This is a genomic window from Shewanella sp. A32, from assembly GCF_029167175.1.
GTDB lineage: Bacteria > Pseudomonadota > Gammaproteobacteria > Enterobacterales > Shewanellaceae > Shewanella > Shewanella yunxiaonensis.
The window spans coordinates 1-19977 of the sequence record NZ_JARFTS010000033.1; the positions used below are offsets into that span (position 1 = coordinate 1).

16 protein-coding genes, 1 tRNA gene and 1 pseudogene are annotated in these 19977 nt (G+C 47.7%); 7 read left to right on the forward strand and 11 right to left on the reverse strand.

Features of this window, described 5'->3' with window-relative positions; genetic code table 11:
* Both PY479_RS16595 and PY479_RS16600 read right to left on the reverse strand, forming a co-directional pair.
* Positions 1 to 82: pseudogene (locus PY479_RS16595) on the reverse strand (valyl-tRNA synthetase); the annotation flags it as partial.
* A 57-nt stretch (positions 83 to 139) separates the two neighbouring features.
* Positions 140 to 2014, reverse strand: coding sequence for a sodium:proton antiporter (locus tag PY479_RS16600; protein WP_275484447.1), 1875 nt, complete (start codon positions 2012 to 2014; stop codon positions 140 to 142).
* Positions 2015 to 2714: 700 nt separating this feature from the next.
* On the opposite strand from PY479_RS16600, the gene PY479_RS16605 reads away from it, so the two are divergent.
* Positions 2715 to 3140, forward strand: a complete 426-nt coding sequence (locus PY479_RS16605) for an Ivy family c-type lysozyme inhibitor (RefSeq protein ID WP_275484448.1) — start codon at positions 2715 to 2717, stop codon at positions 3138 to 3140.
* A 369-nt stretch (positions 3141 to 3509) separates the two neighbouring features.
* Here PY479_RS16605 and PY479_RS16610 read toward each other — a convergent pair.
* From PY479_RS16610 to dnaQ, 3 genes are all read right to left on the reverse strand, one after another.
* A tRNA-Asp gene (locus PY479_RS16610) sits at positions 3510 to 3586 on the reverse strand.
* A 110-nt stretch (positions 3587 to 3696) separates the two neighbouring features.
* On the reverse strand, positions 3697 to 5013 hold the full coding sequence (locus tag PY479_RS16615) for a TIGR03503 family protein (RefSeq protein ID WP_212593536.1): 1317 nt from the start codon (positions 5011 to 5013) through the stop codon (positions 3697 to 3699).
* 20 nt (positions 5014 to 5033) lie between these two features.
* Positions 5034 to 5768, reverse strand: a complete 735-nt coding sequence (gene dnaQ / locus PY479_RS16620) for a DNA polymerase III subunit epsilon (RefSeq protein WP_275484449.1) — start codon at positions 5766 to 5768, stop codon at positions 5034 to 5036.
* Between the two features lie 66 nt (positions 5769 to 5834).
* Here dnaQ and rnhA point away from each other — a divergent pair, with 66 nt between their 5' ends.
* A complete protein-coding gene (gene rnhA, locus PY479_RS16625) occupies positions 5835 to 6311 on the forward strand; it encodes a ribonuclease HI (protein ID WP_212593538.1) in 477 nt (158 codons plus the stop codon).
* Here the strand turns inward: rnhA and PY479_RS16630 are convergent.
* Together PY479_RS16630 and PY479_RS16635 are read right to left on the reverse strand one after the other, a co-directional pair.
* Positions 6293 to 7204 (reverse strand): LysR substrate-binding domain-containing protein, encoded by a 912-nt coding sequence (locus PY479_RS16630; RefSeq protein ID WP_212593539.1) that lies wholly within the window; start codon positions 7202 to 7204, stop codon positions 6293 to 6295. The genes rnhA and PY479_RS16630 overlap by 19 nt on opposite strands.
* A 9-nt stretch (positions 7205 to 7213) precedes the next feature.
* The gene (locus tag PY479_RS16635; RefSeq protein WP_275484450.1) at positions 7214 to 7933 is read right to left on the reverse strand and encodes a class I SAM-dependent methyltransferase; all 720 of its coding nucleotides are present in this window, start codon (positions 7931 to 7933) and stop codon (positions 7214 to 7216) included.
* 117 nt (positions 7934 to 8050) lie between these two features.
* On the opposite strand from PY479_RS16635, the gene gloB reads away from it, so the two are divergent.
* The 3 genes from gloB (at position 8051) to PY479_RS16650 (ending at position 12382) form a co-directional block, all read left to right on the forward strand.
* Entirely contained in the window at positions 8051 to 8872 is an 822-nt protein-coding gene (gene gloB / locus PY479_RS16640) for a hydroxyacylglutathione hydrolase (RefSeq protein ID WP_212593541.1), read from the forward strand.
* Between the two features lie 243 nt (positions 8873 to 9115).
* On the forward strand, positions 9116 to 10663 hold the full coding sequence (locus tag PY479_RS16645) for a LysM peptidoglycan-binding domain-containing protein (protein WP_275484451.1): 1548 nt from the start codon (positions 9116 to 9118) through the stop codon (positions 10661 to 10663).
* A 165-nt stretch (positions 10664 to 10828) separates the two neighbouring features.
* On the forward strand, positions 10829 to 12382 hold the full coding sequence (locus PY479_RS16650; protein WP_275484452.1) for a PAS domain-containing methyl-accepting chemotaxis protein: 1554 nt from the start codon (positions 10829 to 10831) through the stop codon (positions 12380 to 12382).
* 64 nt (positions 12383 to 12446) lie between these two features.
* Here the strand turns inward: PY479_RS16650 and PY479_RS16655 are convergent, their stop codons facing one another.
* From PY479_RS16655 to zwf, 4 genes are read right to left on the reverse strand one after another with little or no spacing between them, the layout of a single operon-like run.
* Positions 12447 to 13088: a bifunctional 4-hydroxy-2-oxoglutarate aldolase/2-dehydro-3-deoxy-phosphogluconate aldolase gene (locus PY479_RS16655; RefSeq protein WP_212593544.1), complete on the reverse strand. Its 642-nt coding sequence runs from the start codon at positions 13086 to 13088 to the stop codon at positions 12447 to 12449.
* 18 nt (positions 13089 to 13106) lie between these two features.
* The gene (edd, locus tag PY479_RS16660) at positions 13107 to 14933 is read right to left on the reverse strand and encodes a phosphogluconate dehydratase (protein WP_275484453.1); all 1827 of its coding nucleotides are present in this window, start codon (positions 14931 to 14933) and stop codon (positions 13107 to 13109) included.
* A 9-nt stretch (positions 14934 to 14942) separates the two neighbouring features.
* Positions 14943 to 15647, reverse strand: coding sequence for a 6-phosphogluconolactonase (pgl, locus tag PY479_RS16665; protein WP_212593546.1), 705 nt, complete (start codon positions 15645 to 15647; stop codon positions 14943 to 14945).
* Positions 15648 to 15656: 9 nt separating this feature from the next.
* A complete protein-coding gene (gene zwf / locus PY479_RS16670) occupies positions 15657 to 17129 on the reverse strand; it encodes a glucose-6-phosphate dehydrogenase (protein WP_275484454.1) in 1473 nt (490 codons plus the stop codon).
* Between the two features lie 343 nt (positions 17130 to 17472).
* Between zwf and PY479_RS16675 the strand changes: the two genes are divergently transcribed.
* A complete protein-coding gene (locus PY479_RS16675; protein WP_212593548.1) occupies positions 17473 to 18327 on the forward strand; it encodes a MurR/RpiR family transcriptional regulator in 855 nt (284 codons plus the stop codon).
* 192 nt (positions 18328 to 18519) lie between these two features.
* Entirely contained in the window at positions 18520 to 19956 is a 1437-nt protein-coding gene (gene pyk / locus PY479_RS16680; RefSeq protein ID WP_275484455.1) for a pyruvate kinase, read from the forward strand.
* Positions 19957 to 19977: the final 21 nt, after the last annotated feature.

Genomic DNA, 19977 nt, shown 5'->3' on the forward strand with positions numbered 1-19977 from the left:
CACGCTCTACGACACCTAATTTAAAGGCTAAGGTGTAATCGCGTTGCGTGCGCTTACGGCTTGAGTTAGTTGATGTCACCATAAAGAAGTCCTCTTTATGTCAACGTATTTCAGGACGGGACATAACCCGAAAAAAGAATTATCCCGACTGTCCTACTGTTTTAGGAACGACTTCTACATTTTTCTTGCGCTCGTTCTCTTCAGCGGCTTTCTGCTGATGCTGCTCCATCGCTTCTTTAGGGATCAAACTGATAAGCTCGATGCCATTAGGCAGATCTTTAGTATCAGCAGTCACCACGAACACCTTGCCACCTTTCATATAAGCTAATGGGATCACCGTCTCGCCATAGCGATCACGAAAATTAGTATAAGTAAAAGCATCGGTAATATTGGTACTTTTAATCACTGCGTCACGCGACATCAGACTATGCAGACGGGAATAGGACACTTTTTCACTGAACAGGCACATACGCCTTAAGTATGATTCTGATAACTGATGTCTGGCACTACCACCATTGGCATCATTAGTATTCACGCCGAACACTTTTTCAGCGCCAAAAATGTCCTGAAAATGGAAAAACACCACGGGATTTAACTGCTGGTAAGGAGAAAGGATCAATACCCGACCTATCCCGCTCAGGTCTAAATAGGTTTCCGCGTGTTCAGATACCGGATTGCCAAAATAGACCTGAATATTATCCATCCGCGCCTGACGTACGTTATCCCAGTTACTATCGGCAATAATGACTTTTATCCCTTTAGCCACCAGCATCTTGGCAAACTCACGCGCGAATTTGGAGCCCCCGAAAATTAACACGCCTTCGGCAGTGTCGGCTTTCACACCTAACCATTTAGCCCAGCGTCTGGCAGTCAATGACTGAAAGACCACAGTCCCGATGATGATCAAAAACACCAGCGGCACCAATGCCCCCGCACCTTCAAAGCCACGATTTTCCAATTTTATGGCAAACAGCGAGGAAACGGCGGCGGCCACAATACCACGCGGTGCAACCCAACTTAAAAACCATTTATCATTGGTATCCACCGAGGTCCCGATACCGGAAAGCCAGACACTGAGCGGTCGCGCTACAAACAGCACTACCAGTAATACCCCTATGCCTCCCCAGCCAAGATCCAGCATCGCATGAGAATCCAGCCGGGCAGCTAGCAGAATAAACAACGCCGAAATCAACAGCACCGTGAGTGTTTCTTTAAATTCCAAAATGTCGGCGATATTCACGCCGCGCATATTCGCGAGCCAAATGCCCATGATGGTCACGGTAAGTAGCCCGGACTCCTCTTGCAACAGATTTGAACTGACAAAAATGCCCAGCATAATGGTCAGTACCGCAGTATTCGTCAGATAATGCGGCAACAAATTACGACGCAGAATAATGCCCACGGAATAGCCAGCCAAAGCGCCTAGGCCGAAACCGATTCCCAACATGGAACCCAGAGCACCCAAGACGTGAGACGTTTGATCGCTACTCACCGTGATATATTCAAATACCAACACTGCCAACATTGCGCCGATAGGATCAATAACAATGCCTTCCCAGCGCAAAATATTGGCAAGTTGTGCCTTAGGACGGACAGTCCGCAGCATTGGCACAATCACTGTGGGACCGGTAACAACAACTAGCGCGCCAAACAGCAATGCTAACGGCCACTCGAACCCCAACATATAATGTGCGGCCGGCGCAATGCATCCCCAGGTAATGAATGTTCCCACCGAAACCAGATGAGTCACCATCCGGCCATGATCTTTAATCTCTTTAAAATTGAGTGTCAGTGCACCTTCAAACAGAATGACGGCAACACCAAGGGAAATGATGGGAAATAACAAATCCCCAAAAATTGCATCAGGTTGCAATAGATTTAGTACCGGTCCTAATAACAAACCGCACAACAATAATGGCAAGATAGCCGGCAAACGATACAGCCAACCTAGCCACTGGCAGATCAGTGATAACACGCCAATAAATGCCAACATGGCGGTAATTTTTTCTACCATAAATTTCTAATCCTGGTTTTCCTTGCTACCCAAACGGTAGCGACCGATAACAACATCAACTTTTGAGAGTATGTAAGGAAACCGCTGACAGGATCAACGGCTGTCTGAGTTCTAGGACATTAAAATCACTAATTATGACCAATTGATAACGAAAAATGAGCAGATGTTAGATTTAAATAATGTATGACGACTGAAAAGTGGCGAAATATGCCGCATACGATGAAGTCTTGCTGTTTACAGTGACCGTTGGCTATTTGATTGCAATGCCTCCGTAATTCGTCCCCCAGTATAAGGGACCTATAATTGAATCGCTCTTCGCCTCTCAATACACATTTATAAACATCGAACGCCAGCAATTTAGCTGGTCACTCTGTAGCATTAGTCAAATTTGATCCATAGAATGCCCACACCGCCCTTTTAACGCACAGGATCACGGAATGTGGCGAAGCGGTGTCAACCGGCATCCTACCATCACCACAAGTAGAAAACCTTAGTTTAGGGTGTGACTATAGAAACATTAACCACGCCAGCCCCCTACTTAGCATTCCCCAATGGTTAAATAAAAGGGTTTGCTATTCCCAACTGCAAAAGCGAAATGGTACAAAAGTTGATGAGACCTTTACCGGTGAAATGGCGACACTGATTAATAGGATCAATGATGGCGCGTGGATAACGCATGAGGTTTTCACATGGAGTTACTATGAAATATTGTCTTAATCTCTTTGGTCTTTGTGTACTGTGCATTAGCGTGTTCCTTCCGGCAGTAGCAGACGAATCTCACGAGGGTAAGTACCTGTTTGAAATATTAGATGATGCCACATATCTCAAAACCTGGGATGCATTAATTGCTTCGCAAAAAGACGCGCCGCTGTGGCTCAAACAATATGGTAAAACACGCAATGGCCCGGCAACTCCCGGGGAACCGTTTACCGTTGCCGACCGCACATTTGAAGTTTATATGGTCTGTAAAGCCCATGACTGCGGCAGCAACCAGTTTCACGTTATCTTTCTGAACAAGGGCACGATTGCTTATGGGCTATTACTCCAAGATAAAGAAATTGAAATTTTTGGTGAGCCAGATAATGCAGTACTCACAGCGCTAAAACACGCACAGGGTTTGCAATAACACACATGTGATATCGGTGCATACGGCAACTATTGTGCATACCTTCGACCTATGAGCTGATTCAGCGCAATACCCTGACGCTTAGTCATGACAAAAATTCTTAGGACCACATGGAGCTGATAGCCGAATAGATAACGACAAATGAGCATTAGTGAGTTGAATCCATTCCAGCTAAGGCAGTTGTCGAAAAGTCAGTGAAACATAAGTAGCTTACAAGGCATTGTGGTCGAAGAAATCTCACTGTTGAATCTGCAGTTTATACACCATAGAAGTCACAAAATGGGCCACTGTCACGAAGACATAGTTTCTTTGATTTAAAATATAAACATAAAAAAAGCCAAACTATATTAATAGCTTGGCTTTTTTTGTTGGCGGGATGGACGGGACTCGAACCCGCGACCCCCGGCGTGACAGGCCGGTATTCTAACCAACTGAACTACCACCCCAATAATCGCAATGAATAATACGGTAGCACATTGAAAAACGTCAACAATTTTTATCGCTTTTACATCATTATCCAAGCAACTCTACAACGGATAATGCAATATAAAGTGACTTATTGGCGCGGCTGTTCATCTTCATCAGGGATTGATAAATCAATATCCTGCAAGTCCGGCGGTTGTGGCTGCGCCCGCTGTTTTGATTGTAATTCCTGCTCAGCCATCGCTAAGGCCATTTTCAACGAAGCGCGTTTACGTAAATACAGGATCAGTACAATTCCCAATACCAATAATGAACCATTACCAATCGCTATCCACAGTAGTGCACTATTCTTGGCCTGTTGCTCTTCCTTAAGTGCTTCTGCGGCTTGAATAGCGGCGATCTGTTGCGGACTTGGTGGCGGCGCTGGCGGCGCCACATAGTTAAAGAACCGTTCAGGCAGTGTCACCACGATTTCACGCCCGGCCCAATCGGTACTGAATAATGTGCCTTTAATGCGATAACTACCGAACTCAGTTACTTGCGGCAACTCCAGCGCATGATCCGCTTGTTGCAGGTCACGCACGGTCATTGATAACTGAAATCCAGCAGGACCGACAATGTCCAGCTGGAAATAGGTTTCGGGAAGTTGTAATTGTTTGGTATCTACTAACAAATGCAGTTCCCACGGTTGCTTATGCGGATCTACTGGTGACTGCACTTTAATGTCTGCGGGAATTGGGGACAGCATGAAAGCCTGTTGATATTCGCGATCAAACACCTCATTTTCAACTTTCAATTCAAGCGTGTAGTGGCCCCAAGGCTGATTGAGATTAATATCGGACGTAAAAATACCATCATCTGGCTTCTCATCGAGCTTTTCGCCGTTATCCTGGTAACTTCCGACAGAGAATGAACCCGCTGCAAAATTTTCATCTTTAGCCTGATGTTCAGAGATAAATTTAGCGTTCCACTGCAACATGTATGCAAGACCAGGCAACCGCATACGTAACTGATCACCCGTCAATCCGGCCGTGAGTTTCAAACGTTCGCCCTGGTAAAGTGGCTGTGGTAAAGGATCGACCCAAATACCCAGTTTGGATATTTTGGTGATCTGCGAACCAGGCACTATCTCGCCGAGAAGCTGCCAGGGACCCGGTTGAGGATGTTTAATCTGGATCATGTCTCCGGTAACACTGTCTTCCCAACGCACAGTTTCAGGATGACGGCTGGAATACCACTTACTGCCATCGGGCAGTACAACCACTACGGGAGCCGAGCCATACTCCCGCTGCACCATCAATGTGAGTTCATCCACCATGTGATCGATGCGAAAACGATTTTTCAGTTCAGAAGCCTGCGCCAATGACATGATCTCCTCAGGCGCAGCAATGGCTGAAGAGATAACACTGAAAAGACACAGAAACAGACACCCTAAGGGCGAGATTCTCATACGGCCCGATATTCCCTGTTTTAATTACGCCACAGACACTTACCAGATTTAGCCACTAAATCCAGCCGTTGCTCGTGCATACTCAGTTCATCGGCCGAAGCACTGATCACTTTAAGTTTGGGACGATTATTGTCGAGTCGAATAATACCGCCCTCGGCACCTTCTGCCGCCCCCGCATCCAGACTCAAATTAAATTTTGTCTGGCCACCGGTCATTGCCAGATAAACATCGGCCAGAATTTCAGCGTCAAGTAATGCGCCGTGGTACTCACGACGGGAGTTATCAATTTGATAACGTTTACAGAGCGCATCCAGATTATTTTTCTGCCCGGGATGTAAAAATTTAGCAATTGCCAAAGAATCCAGTATCGAGCAAATATCTTTAACCTTTGGCCCTTTTGGTGTCAGCAGTGAAAACTCATGATCAATAAAACTGACGTCAAACGAAGCGTTATGCGCGACAATTTCTGCCCCTTCAATAAACGCTGAAAACTCTTGGGCAATTTCCCGAAATAAGGGTTCATTGGCTACGCGGTCATTGGTGATCCCGTGCACGGCAATGGCTTCTTCATCAATGGCCTGTTGCGGATTCACATATTTATGAAACGTACGGCCGGTGAGACGACGATTAATGACTTCAACGCCACCAATTTCAATGATTCGATGTCCAAGGAACACCGGGCCGCCGCTTTGATTCATGCCAGTGGTTTCGGTATCAAGAATGATTTGCCTGGCGGCACTAGAAACTATATTCATATTATTTTTGCTGCTTGCTCAATAACAACTTAAGATGACGGCTTTGCCGGCTATGTTAGCAACTTGATGAACGAACTGAAACAGATAGAAATTTTTACTGATGGCTCCTGTCTTGGCAACCCCGGTCCCGGCGGTTATGCCGCAGTTTTGCGCTATAAGCAACATACTAAAGAATTATTTGGCGGTTATGCGCTGACCACCAACAATCGTATGGAACTGCTCGCACCTATTGTCGCATTGGAGAGCTTGAAAGAACCCTGCCAGGTCACGCTCACCAGTGACAGCCAGTACATGCGTCAAGGTATTACCCAATGGATCCACAACTGGAAACGCAAAGGCTGGGTGACTTCCAGCAAAACCCCCGTCAAAAATGTCGATCTGTGGCAACGGCTGGATAAAGCAACCCAGCAGCACCAAATTGATTGGCATTGGGTGAAAGGCCATGCCGGACATCCGGAAAATGAGCGCTGCGATGTGTTAGCACGGCAAGCCGCCGAATCTCACCCTAAGCAAAAAGATGTTGGCTATGAAGCCTCTGTTTGATGTTGTAACTGTAGAAAATCATTGCAGAAATTGATAAACGCACTGGCCAAAGGTGTGAAGCTATGATGCTTGTGTCGAATGAGATAAAACGGTCGGGATAAGTCCAAGCCCGACACATTCACCACGCCTAACTCGCGCCGAGTAATCTCTCGCTCAATGGCCAGTTCTGATAGCACACCCAATCCGGCGCCCTGCTTTACCGCTTGTTTAATGGCGTCAGGGGTCGGAAAACAGAACTTCACCTCAGGGTGCAAATCCAGCTTATTGGCATTATTTACAAAATATTCGCGCGTCCCAGAACCTTCCTCACGCAACACCCAAGAAGTGCCTTGTAGCTGTGCTGGAGATACCGTTTTCCCCGCCAACGGATGAGCCGGATGACAGAAAATGCGCAATTGATCATGATGCCAGGGAGTAGTCACAATGCGACTGTCCAGACAATATCCTTCTACAAAACCAAGTTCTGCACGAAATTCAGCCACCTGCTGCACCACATTACGGGTATTATCAATCGTCAGTTCAACTCTGGCTTCAGTATGCTGCTGGCTAAAGGCCACTGCCGCCTTCGTCAATAAAAAATTACCGATAGTATTGCTGGCACTGACATTCAGACTTCCCGCTAACATCGTCGATGGCGAAGCGAATGCACTTTCGATATCTGCGATTTGCTGTAATACCTGGCTGGCCATAGGCAACAAGGCACTACCTTGTGAATTAAGTAATAAACGATTGCCGGAACGCTCAAATAAACGGCTATCCAGCTGCCGCTCCAACTCCGCGAGCGCCATGGATGTTGCCGGCGCCGACAGGTTAATCATTTCAGCAGCTTTGGCTACCTGACCAGTACGCGCGATGGCTTCGAATATCTGCAACTGTTTTAACGTTATGCGCATTCTTCCGTATTATTCCCGTTTCATGCGACCGGAATAGCCGGCAGTAGGCGCCGGCTGCCAGCCCCGCACACGTTTACGCTGGCGATTGGCAACAGGCGTTAATGGTGCTTCCAGTTTTCGGGCAACTAACAGATAAACCGCACCAGTTCCTGGTAACCAACGGTACTGCCACTGCCGCAATAACGCCGGGAAATCCCATTCAGGCATAAAGGAGTGGTAACACAAACGTTCATCATGAACCAATTGATATCCCAGTAACCCCAGCCAATCCCTGACCCTCGCCGGCATAAAAAAGCTCCCCGTCCACGGCCACTGCTGTTGATATTTAGGAAATAATTTCCCCATGTAAGCACAGCTGAAAGGATTGATGCCACTGATAATCAGATAACCACCGCTGACGAGTACCCGGTCAACCTCGCGTAATAACCGGTAGGGATCCTGCTCAAACTCTAACAACAGATGCATCGCTACGGCATCCACACTGGCAGATTTAAGTGGCAACTGCGTGTACTCACCTTGCAAGGAAGCACCGTGCTGAGGAAAGATAGAAAACTGATGTTGTACAGCACATTTGCTGCTATCTAAATCAGCACTTAATGGGCCGAGTTGCAGCAGATAATAGCCAAAGATCCTAGGCCACCAGTATGCTAATGACTGTTCAAGGTCATTACGTAATTGCAGGCCTCCAGGAATCGCTTCCCAGGCTGGGCCTTGCAGAGCTGGCGCCATAACTGCTCCGATTTGACTATTGTGATAACAATAGCTTAATAATGATCGGTCAGTTCAAGCAAGGACTGATGCAGTAAAATTAGCAGTGTTCACAGTTGCAGCAATTCAGGAGTAGATATGTCCGTCATCGATTTTCCTACGACCCATCATCAGGGGTTTTCTGTATTCCCGATTGCCGCATTTAATGACAACTATATTTGGTGCATACAGACAGACGGTAGTCAGCGCGGTTGGGTGATTGACCCCGGCGACGCAGCTGCAGTTATTGAATGTTTCCAGCAGCGCCAATTGCTGTTGGCCGGCATTCTTATCACCCATCATCACCGCGACCATACCGGAGGGATCGCTGACCTATTGCAACATTATGGTGATGCAGTCCCGGTATATGGGCCACTAAATCCGTCCATTCCCGAAATCAATCATACGCTAATCAGCGAAACGGAATTGCGACTAAAAGGTGTTGATGGTGAAGTGTTACATGCGGGAATATTTTGCGTACCTGGGCACACGCTCGATCATATTGCGTATCTGATCGGCAATGCCCTGTTTTGCGGTGATGCCCTGTTCAGTGCTGGCTGCGGCCGACTATTTGAAGGCACACCATTGCAACTGTACCAATCGCTAACCAAATTTGCGCGGTTACCCGAAAGTACGCTGGTTTATCCCGCACATGAATACACCTTGTCTAACCTAAAATTTGCCCGCACCGTAGAACCGGATAATCAGGCCATAGTCGATTATATGCGAGAGGCAACACATCTGAGGCAACAACAGCTTCCCACATTGCCCTCCAGTATCAAACGAGAGCTTGTCATCAATCCTTTTTTACATTGCACCGATGAACGCTTAACCACGATTCTTAGCCAGCACAGTCAACAAATCGCGGATTCCGCCGTGACCCGCTTAAAACTTCTCCGTCAGTGGAAAGACAATTTTTGATTTGTTGGTTACAATGGATCGATTTTAACGCCATCAGTTGTTTTAAAGCTCTGATGATATCTCCTAACGTTATGATAATTTAGAGAATTAGTTTAAATTCGGCCAGCGCCTATCACCGCTCATATTTTTACCGGAAGCTTACCCGGGCACATCTGACAAGCAATAACATCTACGTCAGATGATTCAAAGGTGCTGGTTCACTACTGTTTCTGTCATAAGACAGCTTTTTGAGGATAGGCGCTTTTGAAGCAACGGAACTTATTAACTACCGCCGGGATTGTTGTGTTTTTAGCCGGCTGTCAGACTGTGCCGTTACAGTCAACAACTACCCCGCCCCCAAAACCTACAGCCACCGCCGCTGAAATTTTGCAGAAGACGCCACAGGAACCTCAACAACCCGAACTGGCAGTTACCGATGTATGGCAGCGGGTACGTAACCAACTCAACTTACCGGTGCCGGATGTCAAACTTGTCGACGAATATCGCGACTGGTATATCCACAATCCTAAACATTTGGAACAGATTTCAGAGCGGGCAGCACCGTTCTTATATCTGATTGTTGACCAGATTGAACAACGCCATCTGCCGATGGAGTTGGCATTATTGCCAATTGTTGAAAGTGCCTTTGATCCTTATGCCTATTCACCCGGCGCCGCATCAGGGTTATGGCAGTTTACCTCGCCGATGGCTCGCCATTTTGGTTTGAAAATTAACTGGTGGTATGACGGCCGTCGTGATGTGCCTGCCGCCACCAAAGCCGCATTGGACATGATGCAATACCTGTATCACAAGACTGGCGAGAACTGGCTTTACGCGATTGCGGCCTATAACACGGGTGAAGGCCGAGTGCTGAGCGCCGTCAAACACAACGAACTTCGTGGCAAACCTACTGATTTTTGGTCGTTATCGCTGCCTAAAGAAACTGAACGTTACGTCCCGCAACTACTGGCACTCGCCGATGTGGTGAAACATGCGGATAAATATGGCATCAAGCTGGCGGCCATCGACAACCAACCCGCAGTTGAAGTAGTTGATACAGGTAGTCAGATTGATCTGGCACTCGCCGCCAAACTGGCTGACATCGATATCAGTGAATTGCAAAAACTGAATCCGGGCTATAACCGCTGGGCGACGGCACCTAAAGGACCTTTCAAATTGGTGCTGCCCGTTGATAAAGCCCAGGATTTTGAAGTAGCCCTGGCAACAACCGACCCGGCAGATCGTTTGAACTGGTTGCGCTACGAAATCCAACCGGGAGATTCACTGGGGTTGATCGCCAAGAAGAATCAGACCACGGTCGACATCATTCGCTCAGTTAATGACATCAAAGGGAATAACATTGTCGCGGGCAAATACCTGCTAATCCCAGTTTCTCTGCAAGATGCCAGTGATTATCCGCTGTCTGCTGATAATCGATTACTTAACAAGCAGAGCAAAGGCAAATATAAAACCACCTATGAAGTGCAATCTGGCGATTCACTGTGGAAAATAGCCCGACAGTATCAGGTAAGCGTGGGTGAACTCGCGAGTTGGAATGGAATGGCCGCCAAAGAAGCACTGCATCCGGGTAAAGTACTGGTGCTGTGGCAACCAAAAACCACTCGTAATGGTGCTATTACCCGAACTGTAAAATACAAGGTGCGTAATGGAGACTCTTTAGCGCGGATCGCTGATAAGTTTAACGTTACGGTTTCACAGTTACAGCAATGGAATGAATTGCAGCAACAGAAGTATCTGCAACCAGGCCAGGTACTCACTTTATTTGTGGATGTCACTGCAAGTGGTAGTTAACTGGTTGTTTTTGTGGCGAACAGCACACATTTTACTGTTAGTTTGACCTTTATCAAAGTTTAACAATCCAAACTGAGCGGATAGTAATCTCTAAGTGAAGTGTCACAATTTTGACGCCTTCAATTTTAGATAATGTAAATAGACTTAACTTAGCTCTGTGTGGATATGAAGCGAGATAATTACATCACTGAAGTGGAAACTGCGGTGCCGGTAGATAGCCGGATTCTTTCCACTACCGATTTAAAAGGGAAAATTACCCACGTTAATCAGCAGTTCTGCGACATTTGTGGTTATACCCAAGATGAGCTGCTGTGTCACGGCCATAATATTGTGCGTCATCCACAGATGCCTAAAGCGGCATTCGCAGATCTGTGGCACGATATTCAGCAGGGTAAAAATTGGATGGGCTTGGTTAAAAACCGCCGCAAGGACGGTGGTTATTACTGGGTAAACGCATTCATTACCCCAATCCGCCGTGCAGGTAAAATCTTTGAATATCAATCCGTCCGTACTAAAGCTGATAAAGCACTGGTGCAGAGAGCTATTGCTTGTTACGCCGATATTGAGAAAGGCAAGTTACCCTTACCCAAATTTCCTTTATCACTTACCGCTAAAATTGGACTCCCTTGGGGAATATCCACCGCCTTGCTACTGGCGCTCCCCTTCGTCTCCGTAACGATTGCCATCCCTTTCGTGATCCTATCGCTGCTAATGATGAGCTGGAGTCTTGTCCGGCTTTCGGCCCGATGCACCCGTTTGCAAAAACTGAGTGATGATGTGCAGCAAAGCAAACTCATGCAGGCCATCTATACCGGTGACACCGATATTCTATCCGCAGTAGAACTCAGTTTGAGAATGCAGAAAGCCGAGATCGTAGCCATTACAGCCAGGATTGATGACACCAGCGACCATTTGAATGCCAATTTGCAATCTCATCAGCAGTCGGTCGATGCCAATCATAGAGAGCTTTCCCAACAGGCACTGGCACTAGATGAACTGGCAGCAGCAATCAGTCAAATGAAAAGTGCTATCGCCGAGATTGCTGCCACCTCTTCCAATACCGCCTCAGATGTCACTAACCTTGAAGTTAGCAATCAGGACACCATGAAAGCACTTGAGGCGAGCAGCGCAGCTAACGCTGAAATGAGCGGCTTACTGCAAAAAGTAGCATCACAAATTGCGGAGCTCGATCAGCAATGCGCCAGTGTGAACACGGTACTTGCAGTAATTGAACAATTATCTGAACAAACTAACCTGTTAGCGCTGAATGCGGCGATCGAAGCGGCACGTGCAGGTGAAGCAGGCAGAGGCTTTGCCGTCGTTGCTGATGAAGTACGCGCACTGGCACAACGCTCATCAGGTTCGGCCAAAGAGATTTATGGCATTATTCACCAGTTAAGTGAGCAGAGCCAGCAAGCAGTCGCCGAGATGGGTAAGAGTCAGACGCTTACCCAACACAGTATGGAGCTGGAACAACAGTTAGTAACTCGGCTTAATGACGAAGCCAAAGCATTGGGACGTATCACCGCCAATAGCCACCAGATTGCGGTGGCAACGGAAGAACAGGCCTATACCGTGGATCAACTGCATCTGAATTCCTGCCGCCTTCAAGGTGGTGTAAGTAAACTGCAGGAAAATAGTCACGAAGCTACCAGCCACGGCGAAGAGCTTCGACGGCAAAGTGAACGGCAAAAAGAGCTGATTGCCCAATTCAAATAACCACACAATTGCTTCGAGAAAATAAAAGCCACTGAATAGTGGCTTTTTATTTGGTTTTCCCAGGTTACAGCCCGCTGAGCGCTTCTTGACAAAGTGCGGTTATATGGGCCCAATCGCCTGATTCCATCGCTTCAACCGGTGCAATCCAACTGCCGCCAATACAGTCGACGTTGGGCAACGCCAAGTACTGCCGATAACTTTCTGGAGTGATGCCGCCAGTAGGGCAAAAATGCACATCATTCAGCGGCCCGGCAAAGGCTTTCAATGCCTTTACACCACCAGAAGCTTCGGCAGGAAAAAACTTGAAATAGTGATAATCCTGACTCAGACCTTCCATAATTTCCGAGATGCTGGCCACCCCGGGGATCAACGGAATACTTCCAGCTTTTCCGGCTTTCAACAGTGCTTCAGTCGCACCGGGAGTGATAGCAAATTGTGCACCAGCGGCTTCAGCTTGCTGCAGCATGGTTTCATTTAAAATTGTTCCTGCGCCGACTACCGCCTCTGGCACCTCTGCCACAATTTTACTGATAGCATCTAAAGCACAAGGGGTTCTTAGTGTAACTTCCAGTACTCGAATACCGCCAGCCACCAAGGCTTTAGCTAATGGAACAGCGTGTTCAATTTTATTGATAACCATTACAGGAATAATGGGGCTTAACGCAAATATTGCTGAGGGCTGCAACGTCCAATTGTTCTGTGTCATGTTACGGCTCCTTAATGGTTAATAAAATTCGTCGATAGCACTGGTACTGCGAGCACCTGTTTCAGGACTGCTGAAATTAGCGCGCAGCGCGGTGAACAATTCCCGGCCCATGCCGTAACGCACCGGTCGCAAAGTAACCGCCTCTGCGGTTCTTGTTGCCAATTCAGCTTCGTCTACCAATAGGCTAATTTCGCCGTTTACCGCATCTACGCGAATACGATCACCATTACGCACTTTGGCAATAAGACCGCCATCAAGTGCTTCAGGAGATAAATGGATAGCAGCAGGCACCTTTCCTGACGCACCGGACATTCGGCCATCGGTCACCAGCGCGACATGGTAGCCTTGATCCTGTAATGAGCCCAGTAATGGCGTCAGCTTATGGAGTTCTGGCATACCATTAGCTTTTGGTCCCTGCCCTTTAACCACCACCACACAATCACGATTCAGCTGTCCGCTACTGAAGAGTTCGTTAAGCTTGAGTTGATCGTCTACTACCACAGCCTCAGCCTCTACGATGCGGTGAGCCTCAGCAACTGCGGAAATCTTCATTACCGCTCGACCCAAATTGCCAGTCAGCAGCTGCAAGCCACCGTGATGCTGGAACGGTTTGGCCACAGAGCTGAGCACTTCAGGATCAAGGCTTTCGGCGGGCCCCTCTACCCATGTCAGCCCTTCAGCCAATAATTTGGGTTCTTGGGTGTAACGTCGTAGTCCATATCCCGCTACCGTATTTACATCCTCATGCAGTAAGCCGGCGTCTAACAGCTGTCTTACCAGCAGCGCCATGCCACCAGCAGCATGGAAATGGTTGATATCTGCCTGCCCATTGGGATAAACCTTGGCTAATAACGGCACAACGTCAGATAGTTCAGAAAAATCATCCCAGTTGATGATAATGCCAGCTGCTCTGGCCGCCGCGACCAGATGAATGGTCAAATTGGTTGAGCCACCGGTTGCCAGCAGCGCGACAACACCATTGACGATCGATTTTTCACAGACCAGTTCACCAATAGGGGTGTATTGAGTGCCTAATGCTGTCAGTCGACACACTTGTTTAGCCGCCGCTTGTGTCAGCGCTAAGCGCAACGGATCGTCTGGATTAACAAAGGAAGAACCTGGTAACTGTAAGCCCATAACTTCCAGCACCAGTTGATTACTGTTGGCGGTGCCGTAAAAGGTGCAAGTCCCGGCGCTGTGATATGACTTGGATTCCGCTTCCAGTAATACCGCGCGATCCACCAACCCCTGCGCAAATTTCTGTCGTACTCGCGCTTTCTCTTTATTGGGAATACCGGAACGCATGGGCCCCGCGGGCACAAACAACATCGGCAGATGACCAAAGCTTAAGGCGCCAATCAAAAGTCCTGGAACAATCTTGTCGCATATACCCAGCAACAAGGCACCATCAAACATGTTGTGAGATAATCCAACCGCAGTCGCCATCGCAATGACTTCACGACTGATCAAACTCAGTTCCATGCCTGGATAGCCTTGCGTTACACCGTCACACATGGCAGGAACACCGGCAGCCACTTGCGCAACACTCCCCACCTCATGGCAGGCATTCTTGATGATCTGCGGGTAATGCTCATAAGGTTGATGTGCCGATAACATATCGTTGTAAGCAGTAACGATACCGATATTGGCTTTGGTTAACTGTCGTAACGATTGCTTATCATCTGCTTGGCAGGCGGCCATACCATGGGCCAAATTGCCACACCCCAAGCTGGCACGATACACGCCATCAGCTTTGGCTTCCTGAATAGCGGCAAGATATTTTGCTCGGGTAGCTTTACTGCGGGCAATTATTCGATCAGTTACCGCCTGTACTGTAGGATTCATAACGTCTCCTTATGCAGCCCAATACACGTCCACAGGGGTCTTGTGCTGGGACAGAATTGCGCGAATTGGCATCTCATTGACATTGTCAGAGACCAGCGCCTGGTGATAAACATCCAGTTTCTGTTGCCCTACCAGATGCAGATATATTTGTCGGCTCGACATTATGGCATTGCGGCTTAAGGTAATGCGGGCATGTGGTGCCGCTTGCGGATGTACCGCGCACAGTAACGCGTCTGTAGTCAACGCCTGTTGCAATTCCGCCGCTGGAGCACTAGGAAACCAAGAACAGGTGTGGCCATCATTGCCCATACCTAACACCACCACATCAAATGGACGCGGGATATTGGCCAGTTGTTCCGTGGTCATGGCGACACCGGCTTCAGCAGTCGCAAACATATTTTTCAGCCCGCGAAATTTGGCACTTGCTGCGAAATGCTGTAACAGGTGCTGCCGGACCAGATGCTCGTTGGAATCCGCACTGTCGGTGTCAACCCAGCGTTCATCTGCCAGCGTTATAAACACTTCGCTCCAGTCGAGCACCTTGCGGCTCAATTTGTCAAACAAGCCTATCGGCGTAGCCCCCCCCGACACGACCAGACTTGCTTTGCCTCGAGTATCAATGGCTGCTTGCAAAGCATCGGCAATACGCTGCGCTAACTGTTGTTCTAACTGCTCTTTAGAATCGAAAGATTTAAAAACGGTTTCTTTCAACATACGGCCTCCTTATTCGTCCCAGGAACGTCCGTCTTTAGTAATCAATGCCACCGAAGCTACGGGCCCCCAGGTGCCCGCAGGATAAGGCTTGGGTTTCTCGTTGCTCTGTTCCCATGACTGAATGATACCGTCAACCCAGATCCATGCTTGCTCTACTTCGTCGCGGCGCACAAACAGTGCCTGATTACCTGACATTGCTTCTAACAACAGGCGTTCATAGGCATCGGGGATCCGTTCATTTTTAAAGGTATCGGAAAAACTCAAATCAAGCTTAGTGGTCTGTAGTCGCTGTTTCTGCTCCAACCCTGGTACCTTGTTCATCATCTGGATCTCAACCCCTTCATGCGGTTGCAGACGGATCGTCAGTTTATTCGGCGGCAGATTACGATAACTGGAGCGATACAGATTATGTGGGGGATTTTTAAAGTAGATGACGATTTCAGAACTCTTGAACGGCATCCGTTTACCACTGCGTAGATAAAATGGCACCCCGGCCCAACGCCAGTTATCGATATCCAGTCGCAGCGCCACAAAAGTCTCGGTATTTGACTGAACGTTGGCCCCCTCTTCTTCCAGATATCCAGGCACTGGCGAACCTTTAAGGAAACCTGCGGAATACTGCCCGCGTACGGTATTTTCAAACACATTGTCCATGGTGATTGGACGCAGCGATTTTAATACTTTGACTTTTTCATCACGAATACTGTCAGCATCAAGGTTCACCGGCGGATCCATGGCAATCAACGTTAGTACCTGCAACAGATGGTTCTGGATCATATCCCGCATCTGGCCAGCCTTATCAAAATACCCCCAGCGACCTTCGATACCGACTTCTTCCGCAACAGTGATCTGCACATGATCAATGGTGCGATTGTCCCATTTGGAGGCAAATAGTGAATTTGCAAAACGCAGTGCAATGAGGTTTTGTACGGTTTCTTTACCAAGATAATGGTCGATACGATAAACCTGACGTTCATCAAAATAGGCAGATACCTGATCGTTAATCACTTTGGAAGAGGCCAGATCTGAACCAATCGGCTTTTCAAGTACCACGCGGGTTTCAGCATTGATTAGACCCTGTGCGTGCAAACAACGACAGATGTCACCGAAAATTGCCGGCGGAGTGGCAAAATAGTTCACCATTACACGGCTCTGGCTATCCAGAAGCTTATGAAACGCCGCATAACCGTCCACATCAGTGAAATTGGTACCAATGTAATGACACCGTCCAAGAAAACGTTGCAAGGTTTCAGGACAGACGTCCTCTTTCACAAACTTATTGATAGATTGAGTCACACGCTCAATAAACTCTTCCTGCGTAAAGGCATCTTTGGCAACGCCAATGATACGGGTATCAGGATGTAACAAATTGGCCTTGTCGAGCTGGTATAATGAAGGCAACAATTTGCGCCGGGCCAGGTCTCCTTTTGTGCCAAAGAGTACAAAATCACAGGCTTTGGTCTCGGATGATGATTTGCCCATCGCTTAACTCTCTCCTTTGAATTAGGGTGGCTTCACTTTAACAGATCCAAGCGTAAACCACGCATTCGGAAATCGATATACAGAATTGTTGTAATATAACCACAAACACGAAAAACTGCATCTGTTATTTAAGCTTTGTCCTTTCCCTGATGGCTGGTCAAAACTATGGTAAATCTGTTATGCTCAGCGCATTGTAATCCCTGTTACATGCGGCATTTCGCCACGTTAGCGCAATCTAATATGGCTTTGATATCCGTCAATACTTTGATGTTGAGCTTCGTATAACTTACAGCAAGAAACTAATAAAATTACATAATCTATTGGCCTGCGGACTTAATAACATATGAATACCTTAGAAAAGGTTCAGAAGAACCTGCCTCATTTCAGCAAATCTGAGCGTAAAGTTGCCGAGGTTATTCTGGCTTCCCCACAAACTGCCATTCATTCCAGCATAGCAACACTGGCAAAAATGGCGGATGTGAGTGAACCAACGGTTAACCGGTTTTGTCGCCGGCTGGACACAAAAGGATTCCCTGATTTTAAGCTGCACCTTGCACAGAGCCTAGCGAATGGTACGCCCTATGTCAGTCGCCATGTTGAGGAAGACGACTCTCCAGACTCCTACACCAACAAAATTTTTGAGTCCTCCATGGCGGCGCTGGATACCGCGCGCCAGAGTGTGGACCCTATCGCGATTAACCGTGCCGTCGATGTTCTCACCCAGGCGAAAAAAATTTCCTTCTTTGGTTTGGGAGCCTCTGCAGCAGTAGCTCATGATGCACAGAATAAATTCTTTCGTTTTAATGTCCCGGTAATTTGTTTCGATGATGTGTTAATGCAGCGGATGAGCTGTATTAACAGTAATGAAGGTGATGTGGTGGTGTTAATTTCACACACAGGCCGCACTAAGTCATTGTTGGATATCGCTCGTTTGGCAAGAGAAAATGGCGCCGCAGTGATCGCCATCACTTCACGCAATTCACCGCTCTCCCGTGAATGTACCCTGCCGGTAACAATGGAAGTCCCTGAAGACACCGATATGTATCTACCAATGGCGTCCCGACTGGCACAACTGGTCATCGTTGATGTACTCGCCACTGGGTTTACCCTGCGTCGTGGGCCGCGCTTTCGCGAAAGTCTGAAACGGGTTAAAGAGGTTCTGAAAGAGTCCCGCGTAGAAAAAACTGATGTAATGTAACCAACCTCTTACGTTTTTATCCCCAAGCGACCGCCATACAGCAGTCGCTTATTTTTTAACCATTTTTGGTTAAAGTCACAAAATTTAAACATCTTTCTGTCGCTTTTTTGTTTGTAAGTTTCCTACAAAACAAATGTAACTCTGTTAAGATATTAAGCAGCACATTTGCAAACTTAATGGGGTATAAACACCATGTTTCGCAGAACAAAAATCGTGACAACACTGGGTCCAGCCACAGACCGTGACGATAACCTACGCAAAATCATTGCCGCTGGTGCAAACGTCGTTCGTCTTAATTTTTCCCATGGCTCTCCAGAAGATCACATTAAACGCGCGACTGATGCAAGAAACATCGCAAAAGAACTCGGCGTACAAATCGCAATTCTGGGTGACCTGCAAGGCCCTAAAATCCGGGTATCTACCTTTAAGGATAACAAGGTAATACTAACGCAGGGACAAACATTCGTATTGGATGCCGAACTGCCCAAAGGTGAAGGCGATGTGAATCGGGTAGGCATCGATTACAAAGAATTGCCTGATGATGTCGATGTTGACGATACCTTGATGTTAGACGATGGCCGAGTGCAACTACGAGTCACGAAGGTCGAAGGCCGCAAAGTTTTTACGACGGTCACCATTGCGGGTCCTTTATCAAATAACAAAGGGATCAACAAACGCGGCGGCGGTTTGTCTGCGGCGGCTCTTACGGATAAAGATAAACATGACATCATCACAGCCGCTGAAATTAAGGTGGATTATCTGGCGGTTTCATTCCCTCGCTCAGGCGCGGATTTGGAATATGCCCGCGAATTGGCACGCAATGCCGGTAGTGAAGCACTGATCGTTGCTAAAGTCGAACGCGCAGAGGCAGTAGCGTCAGACGCAGCGATTGATGACATTATTAATGCATCAGATGCGGTTATGGTGGCACGTGGAGATCTGGGTGTAGAAATTGGCGATCCTGCTCTGGTAGCAGTACAGAAAAAGCTCATCAGTCGTTCGCGCCAACTCAACAAAATCGTGATCACAGCGACCCAGATGATGGAGTCAATGATCAGCAATCCCATGCCTACACGTGCTGAGGTCATGGACGTTGCCAACGCCGTTCTTGACGGCACTGATGCCGTTATGCTGTCGGCAGAAACCGCGGCGGGCAGTTACCCAGAAGAAACTGTCGCCGCTATGGCAAGAGTCTGTCTGGGTGCCGAAGCCCATCCCAGCATTCGGGTATCAAAACATCGCCTGGACCAGAGTTTTAGCACCGTAGAAGAAACAATCGCCCTCGCCACTATGTATGCGGCTAACCATTTGTCGGCAGTGAAAGCGATTGTGGCCCTGACGGAATCGGGAGCCACCCCCAAACTGATGTCTCGTATCAGTTCGGCTTTGCCGATTTTTGCGCTTAGCCGCCACCAGCGAACGTTGTCCGCGATGGCATTGTATCGTGGCGTGTATCCCGTTGCATTTGAGTCATCACTCCATGCCCCAGACTTTCTGGCGCAGGCGGCATTAGAGTGTTTGCGTGATAAAGGATACATTCATACGGGTGATATGGTGTTGATGACAAAAGGTGATGTCATGGAGACTATCGGTGGCACTAATACCTGTAAGGTTTTGATTGTACCTTAAAAAATCGACTTCACTTCGAAT